Source organism: Chloroflexota bacterium, from assembly GCA_020161265.1.
GTDB lineage: Bacteria > Chloroflexota > Chloroflexia > Chloroflexales > Herpetosiphonaceae > Herpetosiphon.
Genome location: JAIUOC010000002.1, coordinates 254,068 through 272,600 on the forward strand (window position 1 = coordinate 254,068; position 18,533 = coordinate 272,600).

17 protein-coding genes are annotated in these 18,533 nt (G+C 49.4%); 11 read left to right on the forward strand and 6 right to left on the reverse strand.

Going from position 1 to position 18,533, the window contains the following annotated elements:
- Window positions 1–8 precede the first annotated feature (8 nt).
- The 6 genes from LCH85_05395 to lspA are packed head-to-tail and all read left to right on the forward strand — an operon-like array spanning window position 9 to window position 3,921.
- A complete protein-coding gene (locus tag LCH85_05395; GenBank protein ID MCA0351410.1) occupies window positions 9–497 on the forward strand; it encodes a hypothetical protein in 489 nt (162 codons plus the stop codon).
- Window positions 494–1,255 (forward strand): MTAP family purine nucleoside phosphorylase, encoded by a 762-nt coding sequence (locus LCH85_05400; GenBank protein ID MCA0351411.1) that lies wholly within the window; start codon window positions 494–496, stop codon window positions 1,253–1,255. The genes LCH85_05395 and LCH85_05400 overlap by 4 nt, the downstream gene beginning before the upstream one ends.
- Window positions 1,252–1,914 carry a hypothetical protein gene (locus LCH85_05405; protein ID MCA0351412.1) on the forward strand — a complete coding sequence of 221 codons (663 nt, stop codon included), beginning with the start codon at window positions 1,252–1,254 and terminating at the stop codon, window positions 1,912–1,914. Before LCH85_05400 ends, LCH85_05405 begins: the two co-directional genes overlap by 4 nt.
- 4 nt (window positions 1,915–1,918) lie before the next feature.
- Entirely contained in the window at window positions 1,919–2,668 is a 750-nt protein-coding gene (gene map / locus LCH85_05410) for a type I methionyl aminopeptidase (GenBank protein MCA0351413.1), read from the forward strand.
- A gap of 3 nt (window positions 2,669–2,671) precedes the next feature.
- Window positions 2,672–3,424, forward strand: a complete 753-nt coding sequence (gene map / locus LCH85_05415; protein ID MCA0351414.1) for a type I methionyl aminopeptidase — start codon at window positions 2,672–2,674, stop codon at window positions 3,422–3,424.
- Window positions 3,421–3,921 (forward strand): signal peptidase II, encoded by a 501-nt coding sequence (gene lspA / locus LCH85_05420; protein MCA0351415.1) that lies wholly within the window; start codon window positions 3,421–3,423, stop codon window positions 3,919–3,921. Before map (LCH85_05415) ends, lspA begins: the two co-directional genes overlap by 4 nt.
- 38 nt (window positions 3,922–3,959) lie before the next feature.
- On the opposite strand, the gene LCH85_05425 is transcribed toward lspA, so the two are convergent.
- Window positions 3,960–5,708, reverse strand: coding sequence for a GGDEF domain-containing protein (locus LCH85_05425; protein ID MCA0351416.1), 1,749 nt, complete (start codon window positions 5,706–5,708; stop codon window positions 3,960–3,962).
- A 305-nt stretch (window positions 5,709–6,013) separates the two neighbouring features.
- Between LCH85_05425 and LCH85_05430 the strand changes: the two genes are divergently transcribed.
- On the forward strand, window positions 6,014–6,895 hold the full coding sequence (locus LCH85_05430; GenBank protein ID MCA0351417.1) for a hypothetical protein: 882 nt from the start codon (window positions 6,014–6,016) through the stop codon (window positions 6,893–6,895).
- 62 nt (window positions 6,896–6,957) lie between these two features.
- On the opposite strand, the gene LCH85_05435 is transcribed toward LCH85_05430, so the two are convergent.
- Window positions 6,958–8,028 (reverse strand): DNA/RNA non-specific endonuclease, encoded by a 1,071-nt coding sequence (locus tag LCH85_05435; GenBank protein MCA0351418.1) that lies wholly within the window; start codon window positions 8,026–8,028, stop codon window positions 6,958–6,960.
- A 398-nt stretch (window positions 8,029–8,426) separates the two neighbouring features.
- Here LCH85_05435 and LCH85_05440 point away from each other — a divergent pair, with 398 nt between their 5' ends.
- Complete coding sequence (locus tag LCH85_05440) at window positions 8,427–9,614, forward strand: MFS transporter (protein ID MCA0351419.1); 1,188 nt, start codon at window positions 8,427–8,429, stop codon at window positions 9,612–9,614.
- Between the two features lie 130 nt (window positions 9,615–9,744).
- On the forward strand, window positions 9,745–10,566 hold the full coding sequence (locus LCH85_05445) for a hypothetical protein (protein MCA0351420.1): 822 nt from the start codon (window positions 9,745–9,747) through the stop codon (window positions 10,564–10,566).
- A 133-nt stretch (window positions 10,567–10,699) separates the two neighbouring features.
- Here the strand turns inward: LCH85_05445 and LCH85_05450 are convergent, their stop codons facing one another.
- Both LCH85_05450 and LCH85_05455 read right to left on the reverse strand, forming a co-directional pair.
- Window positions 10,700–12,121 carry a glutamine synthetase family protein gene (locus LCH85_05450; GenBank protein ID MCA0351421.1) on the reverse strand — a complete coding sequence of 474 codons (1,422 nt, stop codon included), beginning with the start codon at window positions 12,119–12,121 and terminating at the stop codon, window positions 10,700–10,702.
- Window positions 12,122–12,396: 275 nt separating this feature from the next.
- Window positions 12,397–14,292 (reverse strand): PAS domain S-box protein, encoded by a 1,896-nt coding sequence (locus tag LCH85_05455; protein MCA0351422.1) that lies wholly within the window; start codon window positions 14,290–14,292, stop codon window positions 12,397–12,399.
- 201 nt (window positions 14,293–14,493) lie between these two features.
- Between LCH85_05455 and LCH85_05460 the strand changes: the two genes are divergently transcribed.
- Both LCH85_05460 and LCH85_05465 read left to right on the forward strand, forming a co-directional pair.
- Window positions 14,494–15,000, forward strand: a complete 507-nt coding sequence (locus tag LCH85_05460) for a polyhydroxyalkanoate synthesis regulator DNA-binding domain-containing protein (GenBank protein ID MCA0351423.1) — start codon at window positions 14,494–14,496, stop codon at window positions 14,998–15,000.
- 62 nt (window positions 15,001–15,062) lie between these two features.
- Window positions 15,063–16,298 (forward strand): patatin-like phospholipase family protein, encoded by a 1,236-nt coding sequence (locus LCH85_05465; protein MCA0351424.1) that lies wholly within the window; start codon window positions 15,063–15,065, stop codon window positions 16,296–16,298.
- A gap of 99 nt (window positions 16,299–16,397) precedes the next feature.
- Here the strand turns inward: LCH85_05465 and LCH85_05470 are convergent, their stop codons facing one another.
- Both LCH85_05470 and LCH85_05475 read right to left on the reverse strand, forming a co-directional pair.
- A complete protein-coding gene (locus LCH85_05470; protein MCA0351425.1) occupies window positions 16,398–17,417 on the reverse strand; it encodes a dipeptide ABC transporter ATP-binding protein in 1,020 nt (339 codons plus the stop codon).
- Between the two features lie 17 nt (window positions 17,418–17,434).
- Window positions 17,435–18,508 carry an ABC transporter ATP-binding protein gene (locus tag LCH85_05475; protein ID MCA0351426.1) on the reverse strand — a complete coding sequence of 358 codons (1,074 nt, stop codon included), beginning with the start codon at window positions 18,506–18,508 and terminating at the stop codon, window positions 17,435–17,437.
- Between the last annotated feature and the right edge of the window lie 25 nt (window positions 18,509–18,533).

An 18,533-nucleotide genomic window follows, 5' to 3' on the forward strand; every position in this document is an offset into this window, starting at 1 on the left:
AGAGCAGCATGCAACAGCGCAAGGCCGCCCATATAATTGTAACTGGATTGATGTTAGTGCTCGGCTTAGTGTTCGGTGGTTTTTTTGTAGTTTGGTGTGGCCTACTCCAATTTCTCTTTACCGAAGATGGCTGGACTGGCTGGTTTTTATTAATTATGGCGGGCTTTATTGCTTGGCGAGCACTTGAGGCTGGTCGCGATGCTTGGGATGGCTTGCCCAGCGCCCCACCCAGCGCTATCGCCGCGTTGCTGGCTACGCAATTTTTAATCGTCGTGATTCAAGTGCATGCCCGTTGGACAGGCCAAAGCAGCGGGATTGATTTCTTGACGATTCTGCCGCATGCGATCAGTTTTGGTTGTATTGGCTTAGTTTTTGGCTTGAATGGCCAATTTACTGGTCACCTAATCGAGTATGCTGATGATGAGTTTTTGGATGAATCAGCGCCGAGCAATGAGCATGATGATGACGATGATTTAATGTATTTGGGGGGCGCATGATTTTATTGCTCGGTGGCACGGGAACTTATTTTCTTGAGCTTGAGGCCACGCTAGGAGCTGGCAATTACCAAACGATCGAAACGCCCTACGGCACGGCTGGCTCGATCTATCAACCAGAGCGCTTTGCAGGCAAAATTGGCCTTGCTTCGCGCCACGGTTGGGGTCGCTTGGATGTTTCGCCGCCTTTCGTCAATAGTCGCGCCAATATTTGGGCTGCCAAAGAGCTGGGCTATCAACAGATTCTTAGCTGGAACGGGGTCGGGGCAATCAATCAATTATTGCAAGTGCACGATTTGGTCGTGCTCAACCATGTGCTGAATGGCACCAAAACCCGCCCGATCAATTTTGCTGGCGATCTGCCCAACGCCAATGCTTGGCAGATTGCTCAGCGGGTGTTTGACCCAGCCAGCGCCAGCGTGCTTTACCAGCAGGCGCGACGCTATCAAGCTCGCAGCTTCGATTGTGGCACCTATGCCTGCTCAGAAGGGCCACGCCTAGAAACCGCTGCCGAAATTCGGGCTTGGGCCAATTTTGGGGCCGATGTGGTAGGCATGACGCTGGTACCAGAAGTATTATTGGCCTACGAATTGGGCATTAAATTTGCCTCGTTGGCCTATGTAACCAATTTTGCCACAGGCGTGGAACCTAGCACTGGCGCACCACGTTTCTTTGGAGTCGAAGTCGCCCAAACCTGTCTGCAAATTGTGCTAGCGACTGCTGAGCAATTGTTGGCAACTAACGAGGTGAGCACCCAATGAGCTTTACCATAACCTCACTCAATACCCCATTTGGTTTGGCAATGTTTGCCACCAAAAGCAGCGCTGGCGGCTCCTTAGCAATTTTGCTCGATGAACCAAATCCGCATGCCGCGATTTATGCCGCTAAATCGCAAGGGGTCACTTGGATTATCGAAGCGGTCAGCATGCTGCCATGCGATGGCTTGCTGCAACCTGATGATATCTTAATTCCCGACCAACTGGTGGATTTGACCCAGCAACGGTCATCGACCTTTTTTCGCAATCGCGGCTATGGCTTTATTGGCCAGAACCTAGTTTGGTGTCCCGATTTGCGAGCTAGTTTATTAACCGCCGCCCAAAGCATCAGCCAACGGGTGTTTAGTCGTGGTACACTGGCGGTTGGCGAGGCCGACACCACGCTTGAGGCCGCCCAAACATGGCAAGCTCATGGCCTGAGTCGCAGCGCAGCACCAGCGGCCTACCTCGCGAAAGAATTAGAATTATGTTACGCTGTTGTCGGGATTGTCGGCACAGCCGCCAGTAAACTTGGCAATACATTAATTGCAAGCGTTGCACAACATTTGCCCACAGCACCAACCTGTGCCTGCCGCCAGACCATGCAATCTGCGCGGGATCGTGGCTTGGTTGGCGACGATTGGCGTACATGGATTGGGGAATAAACACATGACACTCGTTTTACGCAACAGCACACAAATCGAAAAAATGCGCAATGCAGGCCGTTTGGTTGCCCAAACTCATGCCATGCTGCGCGAATATGTTGTTCCTGGCGCAGTTTTGCTTGATCTCGATCAATTGGTCGAGGAATATCTGCGTGAACATGGCGCAACCCCATCGTTTAAAAATTATAAGGGTTTTCCAGCGTCAACCTGTATTTCAATTAATGATGTGATTTGCCATGGCATCCCTGATAAATCGCGCTTAAAAGATGGCGATTTGGTGGCAATCGATATTGGAGCGTTTCTCGATGGCTGGCATGGCGATTCATGCGTAACCTATCCAGTTGGCACGATCGACGCTCAAAGCCAAAAATTGATGGATGTAACCAAAGAAGCCATGTGGCGAGGCATCGCCCAAGCGCGGGCTGGCAACACGCTTGGCGATATCGGCGCAGCTATCCAAGAATATACTGAAAGCCAAGGCTTTGCGGTTGTGCGCGAATACACGGGCCACGGAATTGGCCGCAACATGCACGAAGCACCAACCGTTTTACATTATGGCGAGTGGGGCAAAGGCTTGCGCTTACGGGCAGGCATGACCTTCACAATCGAGCCAATGGTCAACGTTGGCAGCTATGCCACGCGCTTGCTCAAAGATGGCTGGACAGTCAAAACGGTCGATGGCTCACGCTCAGCGCAATTTGAACATCAACTAGCGGTCACCGATGGCGAACCAGATATTTTAACGGTGCTTTAAACAATGGCAATCAGAATCTACAATCAATCGCAAATTAATGAAATGCGCAAAGCCGGCCAATTGGTTGCCCAAGCTCATGCCATGTTGCGCGAATATGTGGTGGCTGGAGCAGTCTTGCTTGAGCTTGATCAGCGGGTCGAGCAATTTTTGCGTGATCATGGCGCAACGCCATCATTCAAAGGCCATGGCGGTTTTCCAGCCTCAACCTGTATCTCGGTTAACGATGTGGTGTGCCATGGCATTCCCGATAAATCGCGGCTGAGCAATGGCGATATTGTTTCAATCGATATTGGAGCATGTTTAGATGGCTGGCATGGCGATTCGTGTGTAACCTACGCGGTAGGCAAGCTCGATTCGCAAAGCGCCAAGTTGATGAAGGTAACCGAGGAAGCGATGTGGCGTGGGATTGCCCAAGCCCGCGCCGGCAAAACCATCGGCGATATTGGCGCAGCAATGCAAGAATACACCGAAAGCCAAGGGTTTTCGGTGGTGCGCGAATACACCGGCCACGGCATTGGTCGCAAAATGCATGAAACACCACCCGATGTTTTTAATTTTGGCGAATGGGGCAAAGGGCTAAAACTGCGAGCAGGCATGACGCTGACAATCGAACCAATTGTCAACATCGGCTCGGCCCGCACCCGCTTGCTGCGCGATGGCTGGACCGCCAAAACTGCCGATGGCTCACGTTCGGCTCAATTTGAACATCAACTAGCGATCACCACTGGTGATCCGGAAATTTTAACCAAATTATGAAATTAACCAAACGCTATCTAAGTCTTGGAATGATGGTTTTAGCAATTTTGGCGCTTGATCGCTGGATCAAATGGTGGGCGCTCGACACGCTTACACCCTTGGGCAATCCAGGCCACGAGCCAATTCCTGGCATTTTACGGCTGGTTTATGTTGAAAATCGTGGCGTGGCGTTTGGCTTTTTGCAAAATAATTCGCTGCTGCTTGGCATTATGGCGCTGGGCGTAATTGCTTTTATGCTGATTCGTTCACGCACATGGTTTGGCGAGGCGGGCTTGCTTGGCCAAATTTCAGTGGCGGCGATTATTGCTGGCGGCTTGGGCAACGTTATCGATCGCTTTATCTATGGCTTTGTGGTCGATATGATTCATTTGATTCCGCTGCCAATTTTCCAAGTGTTTAACATTGCCGATATGGCGATTTCGTTTGGCGCAGTGGGCTTGTTTATCACCCTCTGGCGCGAAGATGCGGCCAAACGGCGCAGCGAACAAACTGCCTAAATCAAGGCGCTCCTAATGCTAGGAGCGCTTTTACTATTTTAGGCTGAATAGAGTTGCACATTGTTGCGGCCAGCAGCTTTGGCTTGGTAGAGCGCATGGTCGGCTTGTTGAATCAAGCGCTCCAAGGGAATTTCAGCGTGCGGGTAGCTCAGCGCCAAACCAAGGCTAATCGAAGTCGTAATCGATTGCTGGTTGTAAGTTAATATCTGCTGCTCAATCGCGCTGCGCAAGCGTTCGGCCACCAATAGCGCCTCGGCATTACTCACCCGCGTCAACATCACCACAAATTCCTCGCCGCCATACCGCCCAATCAAATCAGATTGGCGCAAGGTTGCTTGGGCCGTTGTGGCCACCAATTGCAGCATTTGATCGCCAATATGATGGCCATGACGATCGTTAATTTGCTTAAAATGATCAATATCAAACAGCAAAATAGCCAAAGCATTGCCAGCCTGCCAAGCTTGTTCCAACAAGCTTTGAGCCAAGCCTAAAAAATGGCGACGATTGTATAAACCAGTCAAACTATCGATCGTTGCCAAGCGTTCCAATTCAATTCGTTGGCGATCACGTTCTTGCATCTCAGCCACCAATTCCTGTGTTTTTTGATAATAAAACCGTGCTTGATGTTGAGCCTGAAGTACTTGATGTGTCACTTGCAATAGCCGTAACCGTTGATCTGAGCGCTCGTTAAACAGCTTTTCGCGAATCTGATGGTAGTATTTGAAGTGGTGCAAGGCCTCGGCACAAGCGTTGGTTTGTTCGTAGACATCGGCTAGGGCTTTATGAGCCAAGGCTTGTTGGCTAAGATCATCGGTATCCAAGGCCAAAGCCAAACCAGCGTGAATCAAGGCTAAGGCTTGGGTGTAATCCGGTTGGGTTGCTACTAGCATACCACGCTGGATCAATGAAAAGATCATATCCTCTTGAAAGCCAAGGCGCTGAGCCAACTCAAAACTAGCTTCAAACTCGGCCATGGCCCGTTCAGCTTGATCAAATCGCTGATAAACCACCCCTAAAATATTCAAAACCTCGACAATGCCCTGCGACCAATTCAGGGCTTGATACAATTCCAAGCTGGCATTGGCATAAATCAAAGCATCGTACAATTGACCATGTTCAAGTGCAACCCAACAAGTATTATCAAGCATCGTGGCATACAAACGTTTTTGGGCTTGAGTTTCTAAAGCTTCAGGTAAGCGCTGAAAAGCCCGTTGCAAATAATTTTCGGCCTCGATAGGTTGCTCAAGCACACGATATAAATAGGCAATATTACTATTAAGAATTGTTTGCATCCATTCATTTTGGTGCATAATCGCAATTTCTTCAGCAATCAGATAATGCTCTAGAGCTGCATCAAGCTGCGATTGCAAGGCTAAGGTTACGCCAAGAATATTATGTAATGCTAATTTATCTACCCGATTTTCAATAAACTGATCGGGCGCATCTTGGTAATAGCAAGCAGCCTGATTCTCAAAGCTAAGCAATGCATCATCAACATAATCACAATATTCGATTGCTTTATAAAAACAACCAAGTGCATCGGCATATTTTTTATGCACACTATAAAACTTACCACGCCAATACCAACATTCAACTAAACCTTGATAATAAGGAGTATGGGCAAACATGCCATTACGAGCATGATGTTCGGCTTGATAATTTAATTTCCAAGCTTGCGCTAAATCGGTGTGGCGTAAATTTGCGGCCCATACATTCAATAAATCGATCGTATGTGCAGGATTTGTCGATTGTTTTAATGCGTGTTGGATTTGGAGTGTTACTACCATAGTAAACTTTCGTTGGCAAGCTTCTTGCTCTATAGATAGCTAAAATTGCGATTCAGCAATCAACCTATAATCAATAACAAAACTTTAACATAAGCATAATCTTTGTGCCATCCCCTATATGGTGCAACCCATATTTGGTAAAATCTACCGCTTAGGGTAGATTTTTTGCAACGTAGGTGATTAGTTTGCTTACGTAAGCAATTTTGTTAGGAAATTGATCTAGACTGTCTACAAATGCTATTTTTAGCTGCACACTAGATGCAGTTCAGGCTCAACACCAACGATCATACAGGAGCATCGTAGCCATGACAACCCAGCGAATCTTAGTCGTTGGCGCTGAAGCAGCACCAAAAACCCAGTTTATTCAGCAAATCTGTGATACATGGAGCAGCCATGAGCTTGAGCTTTCGAGCATGCCAAGCTCGCAAAGCATCGCCATGGATATAGGCCATTTAGACTACGCCGAACAGCGTTCAGTCTGGTATGGCATCCCCGCGAGTGCTAGCCCAGTGTTGCACGACCTTGCGCAAACCGTAACTAGCTGTATTGTGTTAATCGATTCAATCAACGATAATGCAGCTATGCTCACATTGGCCGACCAAATCCAGCCCTGGATTACTGGCCCTGTCGTTTTGCTTGTATCACAGCAATCCAACTTACCCGCCCATCTCCGCAACGCCTTAGATCATTCAAGCCATCACATAGTAGACAGTTACAACATGAATAAACCAGAATCAATCCAACGCATCATGACCGCCTTGGGTGGTACACTTCCCACCGCTAGCTCTGTCCAAAAAGAATATATTACGCCCGATAACTTTGATCAATCAGCTGAGGTGCAAGCGCTATTTGAGCAATTAGCCCATCATAGCACCGATCTGATTGGCACAGCATTAATCGCTGCCAATGGCGATCTGCTGGTTTCAACCTTGCCCCAAGCGATTAATCCTGAGCAACTTGCAGCAATCGGTAGCCCATGGCTGCGGATTGCCGATAAAGTTGCGGCAAGTGCCGCCCTAGGCCAAACCGAAGAAAGCATTATTCGGACGGCGCAAGGCTTGTGTCTGATTCGGCCAATTCACAGCCATATTCTAATTACGCTGCTGAATCCACACGCCAATCTTGGTCTCTATTGGCTCAATCTTGCCGAAATCGAGCAGCCCTTAACTGAGTTATTGGCTGCCTGATGAACCGCTCGACAAGCGCATCCTGCTAGGAGTATCGCTAGCAGGATGCGGCATTTTTTTAGTTATTGAGTGACGTAGGGCAGGAATGAATGATATTGAGGAATAACCACGGTTGCGCTAACTGAAGGCGTAGCACTGGCAGTCATCGAAGGGGTTACGCTAGGAATTGTGGTTACTGTCGCACTTGGGGTAAGCGTATTGCTTGGGGTAGCAGTTGCGCTCGCCGTCGCCGTTGGGGTAGCGGTACGGGTCGCAGTTGGCGTTGCGGTTGGCGTGCGGGTAGCAGTTGGCGAAACCGTTCCAGGTGTGACGGTTACCACTGGCGAACCATCAACTTGAGCTTCAACAATCGCTTGAATCGCAGTTGGTACATTCGAGAGAAAATCGTAGCCAGTCATACTTTCAATATAATCGACGCTGACCCGATATTGCTCCCAAGCATTACTCCGAATTCCTTGATCATTCGGCATCCAAATCCCAATTACGCGGGTATTGGCGGCCACACGATTGGCATCATCATTCCCCACAGGCAGCACCACAATCACCTTCCACGTTACCGCGGGAATTAACACCCGACCACTAGCAATCGTGCCTTTCGTACCATAGCCACCACTAATAATGTATAACTCATTGCCAGCGCGTGCCCAGGTACGACTATCGTTTTCCAAATCGTTCCATGGGCCTTGGTTATTATCGGGCGCTTGAGGAATAATATTCGACATGATAAAGGTTTGATCGTTGGCTGCTCGCGAGCTTGTGCGGTCGCCCGATGGGGTCATATGGCCACGATCATAGCCGCTACCGCTGTAGTCGCTGGTTGCGACGCGATACCAACCACTGGGCAAACTGGTATCAACCGCAAAATCGCCGCGCGAAGTGCTGCCCAAATCTTGCACCTCCAAGTGCCAACTAACCCAGGCTGGAATTCCCGCATCGCGCTGATAGGCCAAGGCATACTGCGTGCGTTCAATTAAATAATTATTTGGCACTAATGGATCAGCCACAGCATTGCTAGGGTTGCCTAGTGTGAGGTGTAAACTATCGTTGGGAGCCGCTTGAGTAGTCGGTTGACGCAGGCCTAGCGCCAACAATCCTAAAACGAGTAGACCAAGAAGCCGACGCAGACCAGTCATGACAGCAATGTCCTTTCGCAATGAAAGTATGATGATAGCTTGCATACTGTACCATAGCTGTCTAGGCGTTAATCAGCAACGCGACCTCAGCAAAATCCTGCTTGCCTATCCCATCACCTGTTTGGGGGATATAGGACTACTCGAACGTTATCATATGATCATACTTGCAATTTCAGAAATTAGCTGTATCGTTACAGAAGTGAAGTAAGACCCATGCTTTGCAAAAACGAGCCGCTCTAGAAAGCGCTCGTTTTTTTGCAATCTACAGATGCAAAACCGCGGCAATGAAGCTGGCGAGGCAGGCGTAGCACTCGCCAGCTTTGTTGTATGCGCAAAATACCCAGCATGGCTTCCTTTCACGCGTTGGCATATTGTTGGAATCTATGAGGAGTCAGCGTATGGGCAGCCGTTTGGCGCTCTGGCGGTCGAATGCACGTCCCGGGGTTCGGGGTAGTTTGTACTATTTATGTTTTTGGTCAAGTGTTGGGATGTATATTCCATTCATTAATGTGTATTTCACCAACCTTGGCTTAAGTGGGCAACAAATAGCCATGTTTGGGGCAATTAGCCCGCTAGCAGTGCTGTTGTTCAACCCATTGGTGGGTGCAACAGCCGATCGACGTGGCTGGCATGTGCAGTTACTCCTAAGCATGTTGGCTTTAACGGGCTTAAGCCAAATTGCCTTGGCATTTCCAACAACCTTCTTTACAATCTTGCCAGTGATGGTCGTTTTGGCAGTGGTACGCGGGCCAATTGCGCCATTGGCTGATAGCATGATTGCAGGTATGGCCGTGCGTCATCAACTGGCCTATGGCAAATTGCGGCTCTGGGGTTCGGTTGGCTATGCCGTCACCTCATTATTAGGTGGCATTTGGTGGGCCAAAACGGGCTATCCAACCATGTTTATTTTGACTGGCTTGATGACTGGCTTGGTTGCGATCGTGGCCAATAGCCTTGATCATACGCCTGAATTGCGCAAAACTGCCACCAAATCGGCGAAAGCGCCCCGTGATGCCGCTTTTATCGCAATTGTGGTGATCACGAGTTTGGTTGGGGCCGCCTTCAGCATGGTTTCAATGTTCGATGGCAACCTCATCCAACGGATCAGCGGTAGCACCATCATGCTAGGAGTTTTACCATGTGTCATCGCCAGCACTGAAGTCCCAGTAATGCTCAACGCCGATCGGGTGATCGCACGCTTTGGCACAGCTAAAACGCTGGCCGCATCAACCTTGATTCTTGGACTGGGGTTTATTGGCAGCGGCATGGTGAGCGAAGCTTGGATGTTAATTCCAATTGGCATGTTTCGGGCTTGTGGATTTGGCTTGTACTCGGTCGCGATCATTCGCCTGATTACCGAGCGCATTCCAACCACCTTGCTGGCAACCGCGCAAGGCCTGATTAGTGCAATCGCTGGTGGTTTGTCGCCATTGTTGGCAACCCAAGCTGGTGGTTATATGTTCGATATATCAGGGCCACAATTGGTCTTTATTGTCGCCGGCTTGTGCATTGGCTTGGCAACTTTGGTCGTTTGGCTAGGCTTAAAACTAAATTGGTTCAAACCAATCGCTCAAACTAACGCCTAAATTCACTATTTGCTTTGCTCGCAGCATCACCCATCAAAGGGTGGTGCTGTTTTGATGTTAACCAAACTTGACAGCAACCACCGCATTGCGTAGAGTGGCAACTATTAATTATTAGTTAAAGGTAGGTTGTATGCTTGTTCGCACTCATGCTGTACGTTGGCTATTGTTTGTAAGTTTGTTCATGGTTTTGCTTGGCAGCTATGCTTGGCAACAACAGAGCTTTGCCCAACATCCGGCCACAATCACCAATCCTTGGGCCATTCGCCAAGGCCAAGCTACCTATTACACCGCCACTGGTTTGGGCAATTGTAGTATTCCTGTGCCCAGCGATTTGCTATTTGGGGCCATGAATAACCCCGATTACGCTACAGCCGATTATTGTGGCGCGTTCGTTAAAATTACAGGCCCATTGGGATCGGTCACAGTTCAAATTACCGACCGCTGCCCTGAATGCCAAACTGGTCATATTGACCTTAGCCCGCAAGCCTTCGACCGGATCGCCAATCGAGTTACGGGCATTGTGCCAATCAGTTGGCAGTTGATCAGCAATCCAGCCACCACAGGCAAGGTTAGTTATCATTTCAAAGATGGCAGCAGCCAATGGTGGACGGCGGTGCAGCCACGCAATCATCGCAATGCAATTGCCAAATTTGAATATCGCATGGGCCAAGCAGCGTATAAAATTGCTCCACGCTTTATTTTCAATTATTTTATTGCCGAGGCGGGCATGGGTACTGGCCCCTACAGCTTTCGCACCACCGATGTGTATGGCAATATGATTGTTGACGAAAATATTGTGCTTGGCGATGATGTAATTCGCACCGGAACCCAGCAATTTCCCTATATGGCTCCGCCTGGCTCGGCCACCCCGACCCCTAGCCCAACCCCACGCCCAACCATCCCACCCGAAAACTTCACCGAACATGTTTGGCTGCCCTATACTCGCAAATAGATACGTGTCCTCACCCCCGACCCCTCGCCCACAGCGGCGGGCGAGGGGTCGAAGGGGTGAGGGCATGAAAATCCTTAAAACAGCGACGCCCAGAGCAAATGCCCTGGGCGTTGACTTAACCTCGAACCAAGAATTAGAACTTGCTCCAGAGGAATTGGTTGGTTACTTCGTGATGGAATTGAACTTCCGAGCGCTTGATCAACGTGCCCAAGCGATGTGGACAGCGATCAGCCGAAGCAATTTTCAATTCAGCATACTTGGATTGAATTTCTTCGCCCAAGACTGAAGCGATAATTTCGCTTGCTTGGAAGGCATCAATTGCATCGTAGATGTTGTCGGGCAATACTTTTGCGCCCTTGCGAACTGAAGTATCAGCCTTTGGCCCTTCCAAACCAACCTTCAAGATCGAGTAAATTGCCATGTGTGGGTTGGCATCTGGAGCAATCGAACGCACTTCGATCCGAGCTGAACGAGCATTACCTAATGGAATCCGCACCATTGAACCACGGTCGATCGCCGAAGCCTTGATTTGGTTTGGCGCTTCGTAGTGTGGGTCGAGGCGGCGATATGAGTTGACGCTGGAGTTCAGCAACAAACACAGATCCAAGCCACTGGTCAAAATGCGATCAACATAGCTCCAGCCATATTCTGAAAGGCCTTCTTCGCCGTTAGCATCATAGAACAAGTTAGTATCGCCCTTGGCCAACGACATGTTGGTGTGCATCCCGCTACCATTGACACCAGTCACTGGCTTGGGCAAGAAGCTGGCGGTCAAATCGAGTTTGTAGGCCAATTGGCGACAAATCAATTTATACAGCAACACTTGGTCGGCTGCGACTGAGGCTTCGGTGTAGGAGTAGTTCATTTCGAACTGTGAAGGCGCAACTTCTGGGTGATCTTTTTCATTGGCAAAGCCCATTGCGCGTTGTGCTTCAGCAGCAGCATCGATAAACAAGCGCAGTGGATCGCCTGGCAATGAGTTGTAATACCCACCCGTGCTCACAAATTCGAAGTGGCCAGTATCACGGTAGTGTTGCTCGGCGTTGCGGCCCTTGAACAAGAAGCCTTCAATTTCGTTAGCAACGTTACAAACAATCCCTTGTTTGGCAAATAATTCAGCGGTGTAGGCTTGCAAGCGTGAGCGGAAGTCGGCAGGATAGGCCGAACCATCGCGTTCCAACACTTGGCCGAACACCAAGACTTTACCAGGCCCAAAGATATCGGCTGGCAACCAATAGAATGCACCCCAATCGATGCCCAAGCGCAAGTCGGATTCTGATTGTTGTGAGAAGCCACGGATTGAGGAGCCATCAAAGGTCAAGTTATCAGCTGATTTCAACAAGAATTTCTTGTCGTAATCGAGCATATGCAAGCGGCCTTCAAGGTCGGTGAAACAGACGGTCACAGCCTTGATGCGTTTTTCGTCGTTCAAATAACGCATGCGCTCTTCTTGCAACTTGTCTAATGGCGTGCGAGCAACCCGTTGAGCTTTAGCAGCCAGGTTCAGTTCTTCCAACTCTTCGTAGGGAATTTCGAGAAAATCGCGAAGTGTCATGGTGTGTCATCCTTTGTACTAACAAAGCCATACTCGGTGTCCCGCGAGCATGGTGGTTTAGTATTGTGCTTGGGAAAGTTTTGGGATCTTGCCAAGGAACGCGCGATCCATTCAACAGGTCGCATTATACGCAATCCCATCACACCAGAACTTGTGTATTCTATCCAAACTTTAAATCACGCTATTTGTACAAAGTGCACAAAAGGTTATTAAATTGCTTGCCGCTAGAGGCCTCAGCCAGCATGCTTAAATTACCAAAGTATGTAGCAATTTGCCTAATCAATCGCCTCAACCAAGCATGGAAAGACGATGGTAAAGATCGAGCCTTGACCAAAAACGCTTTCAACTTGAATTGAGCCGTTCAAGAGTTCGATAAAATGGCGACAAAGTGCCAAGCCCAAACCTGTGCCACCATAGCGCCGCGTGGTCGAGGCATCGCCTTGGGTAAATGGCTCAAACAAGCGTTGCATTTGCTCATTGCTCATGCCAATGCCGGTATCGCGCACCCGACATTGCACATGCTGGCTAGCCGGATCAAAGCTGACGCTGATGTTGATACTGCCTGCTTTGGTAAATTTGGCGGCATTGCTCAATAAATTCAGCAAAATCTGGCGCAACATCGAGCGATCAGTATGAATTAACGGCAGATGTTTGTTTGGTGCAAAGTAAAGACTATTGGCATTTTTCTGGGCCATTGGGTTAATTGTGGCAATCAAATCGCGCACAAGGCTGTTGAGATCAAAGGTTTCGGCAGCAACTTGATATTTGCCAGCCTCAACTTTGGCCAAATCAAGCACATCGTTGACCAAATTGAGCAATTGATGGCCTGCATCATTAATTTGGCCAATATCATGACGAAACTGCTCAACCATCGTCGGGTCATCAAAATCAGTATCGTCCATCAGCAATTCGCTGTAGCCAATAATTGCATTCAGTGGCGTGCGCAGCTCGTGGCTCATATTGGCCAAAAAGGTGCTTTTGGCATGATTGGCGGCTTCAGCAGCATCACGGGCATGGCGCAAAGCCTCTTCGGCCTGTTTGCGTGCCGTAATTTCTTGAATCGTGCCTTCGGCGTAGAGCATCGAGCCATCCTCAGCATACACCAAACGCGAGGTTTCGCTGATCCAAATTCGTTCGCCCGTAGCAGGCCGATAAACTTCTGATTCAATTTCATCATACGAGCCATCGGTTTGCAGCAGCTCACGCAAATATTCAAAACGCTGCGGCTCAACATACATCGTGGTTAAATCGGCCACATAATCGACCAATTCATGCTCATGGGCAAAGCCTGCCAAGCGCACCAACGCCGGATTAGCTCGCAACACCCGCCCATCGGGAGTAATGCGGAAGATGCCAATTTTGGTGGTTTCAAAAATTGTGCGATAGTCGTGCTCGGCCACGCGCAAGGCCTCAGTTAATTGATGGTGCTCAGTTACATCTTGCAGCGAGCCATAAATTTTGATTGGCTGGTCAAACTCTAGCTCAACTCGCCCAGTAAAACGCCCCCAGAACGAGCGCCCCCGAAACGTCCGCATTTCCACGCTCATATCAAACGAGCCACGCTGCTCGATCATTTGGCGAAAAATCGCCTCAAGCTGGATTAGCGTCGCATTGGTATGGAAAAAATTTTGATTCTCAATTGTGGGCGTGTATTCGTGGGCTGTAGTATCCAAAATATGATACATTTCGCGCGTCCAAAATACCTGATTGGTACGTAAATCGATCTCCCAGCCACCAACGCGGGCGGTTTGTTCAGTTTGCAACATCAAGCGCTCAAGCCGATTGCTCTCGCTAATATCGCGTACCAACCAAACCTGACGATGGCCATTGGATGCCAACGTACATTCTAAAAGGCAACTTTGATTCTGGCGATTTACCACAAAACCATGAATCGTTTGGCCTAAGGCTGCTGCCGCAGTTGTTGCATACAATTGGCGCATGCTGGCAGCTTCAGGGCCATACAAGGTACTAAACCATTGCTCAGTCGTCGTAATTTCAGCATTGCTATAGCCAATCATCGCCGTAACTGCTTGATTAAAAAAAACCTGTGCGCCTTGAAACCAAACCAAGCCAACCGGAAATTGCTCAAGCGTTACATCTTTACGGCGAGTTGCTTTAATCAAGCGGCGTTGCCATGCGCCAGCGAGTGGCCATTTCAATTTCCGAGGCATAACGATCCTCACAACACAAGTTTCAAGCCTAAGGTCTTATGCTGTATTGTAGTATGAGAAAGGCCACGATCCAAGTGGTTTTAGCGGCTTTTTAAGCCAATTTGGGGGTACACTATTAATATATGACGCACTGCACAGCAACCCGCAACGACCGTGCTATAATGAGTTTCCCGCAGCACAATTCAGATCGTAGGAGGCGTTGTGGAATTAATTAAGAAATACGGCAATCGGAAGCTTTATCATACCAATGCCAAACAATATATTACCCTGCATGGCATTGCCAAGTTGATTCGGGCAGGCAGTGATGTTCGGGTCGTCGATAATGTGACTGGCGAAGATTTGACGGTGCAAACCTTATCGCAAATTCTGCTCAATAGCAAAGGCCGCCGTTCAGGCTCGCTGCCAATTCCGATTTTGTCTGATCTGATTCAAACCAGCGGCGAGACGCTCTCGCAAATGCGCCGGAATCTGTTTCAATCGCTGGGCGGGAGCCAAATTGTTGATGCCGAAATTCGCTTACGCCTCGAACATTTGCTCGATGAAGGCAAAATTAGCGAAGATGTCTGTCAACATATGGGCCAATTATTACTCAAAGATTCGGGCCATGCCCACGCCGAGAACCTACCTGATCGCTCCGATGTTGAACGCTTGAAAAGCCAAGTTGAGCAACTAGCCAATTTAGTTGAGCAACTGTTGCACGATAAATAATCAATCTTCGTTTCACCATTTCGTTTGCTGATTTATCGCCAATGGCAATGAGGCCACGATCAATGAAGAAATCAACCCCATCCAAACGCGCTCTTGTCCTCGCTGGTGGTGGCATCTCTGGTGCCGTTTACGAAATTGGCGCTCTCCGTGCCATCGATGATCTCCTCACAACCCTAAGCATCAACGATTTCGATATGTATGTTGGCACAAGTGCTGGCAGCCTGATTAGCTCGTGCTTGGCGAATGGCATCACCACCCGCGAGTTGCTACGCATTCTCGAAGGTGCTTTGCCCGATGCCAAACGACTACAACGCGACCAAATTCTGGCGCTCAATTTGCGCGGCTTGATCAAGCGTGGTCGCCGTTTGCCACGCCTATTGGCCCAACGAGCAATCGAAACTTTGCGTCGCCCACAAGATTTTGCTCCCCTCGATTGGGCTTGGAAGTTGCTCGAAGGCTTGCCCAATGGCATTTATTCAACCAACAGCTTAGAGCGCTATCTGCGCCATTTCTTGACTGAGCGCGGTAGCAACCACTTTGCTGAGTTACAGCGCGAGCTTTATATCGTGGCAACTGAGCTGGATAGCGGTGACCGCGCAGTGTTTGGCGAAGGCAACCTGCGCAATGTGCCAATTTCAGCGGCGGTTGCAGCTTCCAGCGCCATGCCAATCGTTTATGAGCCAGTTCGGATCAATGGGGTTGATTATATTGATGGTGGGGTGCGCGGCACAGCCAGCCTCGATGTGGCGATTGATCGTGGGGCAAAACTGATTGTCTGTGTCAATCCACTGGTGGCCTTTGATAATCGGAAACATCAGCTTGGCAGCCGCATCGCTGACGCTGGCATTCAGGCGATTGGCAATCAGGTATTTCGCACCTTTATTCAGGCTGGCTTGCACTATCACATTAAAAAATTGCGCCAGCAACACCCCGATGTTGATATTATTTTGATCGAGCCACGCGCCGATGATGCGATTGTCTTTGCTGAACATGTGTTGCATTACGATGAGCGCATGTTGCTAGCTCGCCATGGCTACGAATCAGCCACAATTCGCTTAGCCGACAAATATCAAGATTACAAGGTGATTTTGGCCAAACACGGCGTTCAAATCAGCCGCCAACGCGTCGCCAAAGAATTACATCACTTGTTTGCTAGCGACGATGCCGATACCTTGCACTCATTATTAGAGAGCGATCCCAATGGCAAGCGTTTGACCCACCCCCAAAAAAGCTGGCGCACGGTCAACCTCGCTCACACCCTCGACGACCTTGATGCTCGCCTCGGCAATCTAGAATAAATGCCCAAAGCCCCACTCTCAACCTAAGAGCGGGGCTTTTTTTATGGCTCAACAAGCATCGAAGTGAACAACCTTCCGATCCCTAACCCCGAACCTCAGCTATTGCAACTTCAAATTCATTTGTTCTTGCGATTCAGTTGCCCGCCAGCAAGCCACAAAATGACCGCCACCATAATCGTGGAACGGCGGATCTTCGGCTTTGCATTTGTCGATCACAATTGGGCAGCGCGTATGGAAGTGACAACCAGTCGGCGGATTAAGTGGGCTGGGCACATCACCTTGCAAAATAATTCGCTGGCGTTGCTTCTCGACCTCAGGATCGGGAATCGGCACAGCTGAGAGCAAAGCCTGAGTATAGGGGTGCATCGGATTAGCATACAACTCTTTTGAGGGAGCCAACTCGACCATTTTACCCAAATACATCACCGCCACCCGATCGCTGATATGCTTGACCACGCTCAGGTTGTGGGCAATAAACAGATAGGTCAAGCCAAATTGGCCCTGCAAATCTTGCAGCAGATTAATAATTTGGGCTTGAATCGACACGTCAAGCGCCGAAACTGGCTCATCGCAGACGATAAAATCTGGCTCGACCGCCAAGGCGCGGGCAATCCCAATCCGTTGGCGTTGACCACCCGAAAATTCATGTGGGTAGCGGTTGATAAAGTAAGGATTGAGACCAACCACCCGCAGCAATTCTTCAACCCGGGTGCGCACCTCTTTGCCAGTGCGCAGGCCGTGCACCCGAATTGGCTCACCTACAATATCACCAACGGTCATACGCGGGTTGAGCGAAGCATAGGGATCTTGGAAAATAATCTGGACTTTACGGCGCATTTGGCGCATAGCCTCGCCGTTGAGTTTGGTCAAATCCTTGCCATCAAAGCTTACCGTGCCAGCGGTTGGGCGATGCAACTGCAATATTGCCCGCCCAGTTGTCGATTTGCCACAGCCTGATTCACCGACCAAGCCCAGCGTCTCGCCACGTTTGACTGAAAAGCTCAAGCCATCAACTGCCTTAACTGCCCCGATCGTGCGGCGTAATAAACCGTTGGATTTGACAGGGAAGTGCATTTTTAAGCCGTTGATATCGAGCAGAGTATCATTTTGTACTGCCATTTGGCCTTCCTCTGGTTCTACGATGCCTGTTCGTGGGCTAAAACATCTTCAAGCGCAGCATCCAAGGCGGCTTGTTCTTCGGCAATTTTCTTGGCGGCCATCGCTTGGCGCTGTTCACGATCAATCTCGAATAAACAGGCAGCGGTATGCTCAGGCGCAACTTGGCGCAAACTCGGCGTTTCGCTCCAGCATTGCTCTTGCACAAAATCGCAGCGCGGCGCAAATGGGCAACGCTCGGTTTTCTCCAACAAATCCGGTGGTAACCCTGGAATTGGCGTAAGGCGCGTTTGAATTCCATCAAGCCGTGGAATCGAATCAAGCAAGCCAATGGTATACGGCATGCGGGGATTATGGAACAGCTCGTTGGTTGAGGCCTGTTCGACCACCCGTCCAGCATACATCACAATCACGCGGTCGGTCATGCCCGCTACAACCCCAAGGTCGTGGGTGATAAAAATAATCGCCGTGCCGGTCTCGTTCTTGAGACGGTTAAGCAATTCGAGAATTTGCGCTTGAATAGTTACATCGAGTGCTGTCGTTGGCTCGTCGGCGATCAACAGCTCAGGGTTACAAGCAAGACCCATAGCGATCATCACCCGTTGGCGCATCCCACCAGAAAATTGATGTGGAAAATCATCAAGCCGTTTGTCAGGAGCCGGAATCCCAACCATTGAGAGCAAGTCAATGGCGCGGTTTCGCGCCTGTTTGGGAGTCATCCCCATGTGCAATTGCAGCGATTCAGTCATCTGCCGACCAATTCGTAGCACCGGATTGAGCGAAGTCATGGGGTCTTGGAAGATCATCGAAATCCGATTACCACGGATTTTACGCATCTCCGACTCGCTAAAATCGACTAGATTATCGCCATCGAATAAAATCTGGCCACCAGCAATTTTGCCTGGAGGCGAAGGAATCAAGCGCATAATCGAAAGTGATGTCACGCTTTTGCCTGAGCCAGATTCGCCGACGATGCCTAAGGTTTCGCCACGATTAACCGAGAATGAAACATTATTGACAGCATTGACCACACCATCAGCGGTTTTAAATTGAACTTGTAGGTTTTTGACCTCAAGCAAGGGTGCTTCAGCCATATATGCTCCTCATGATGTCGAGCAA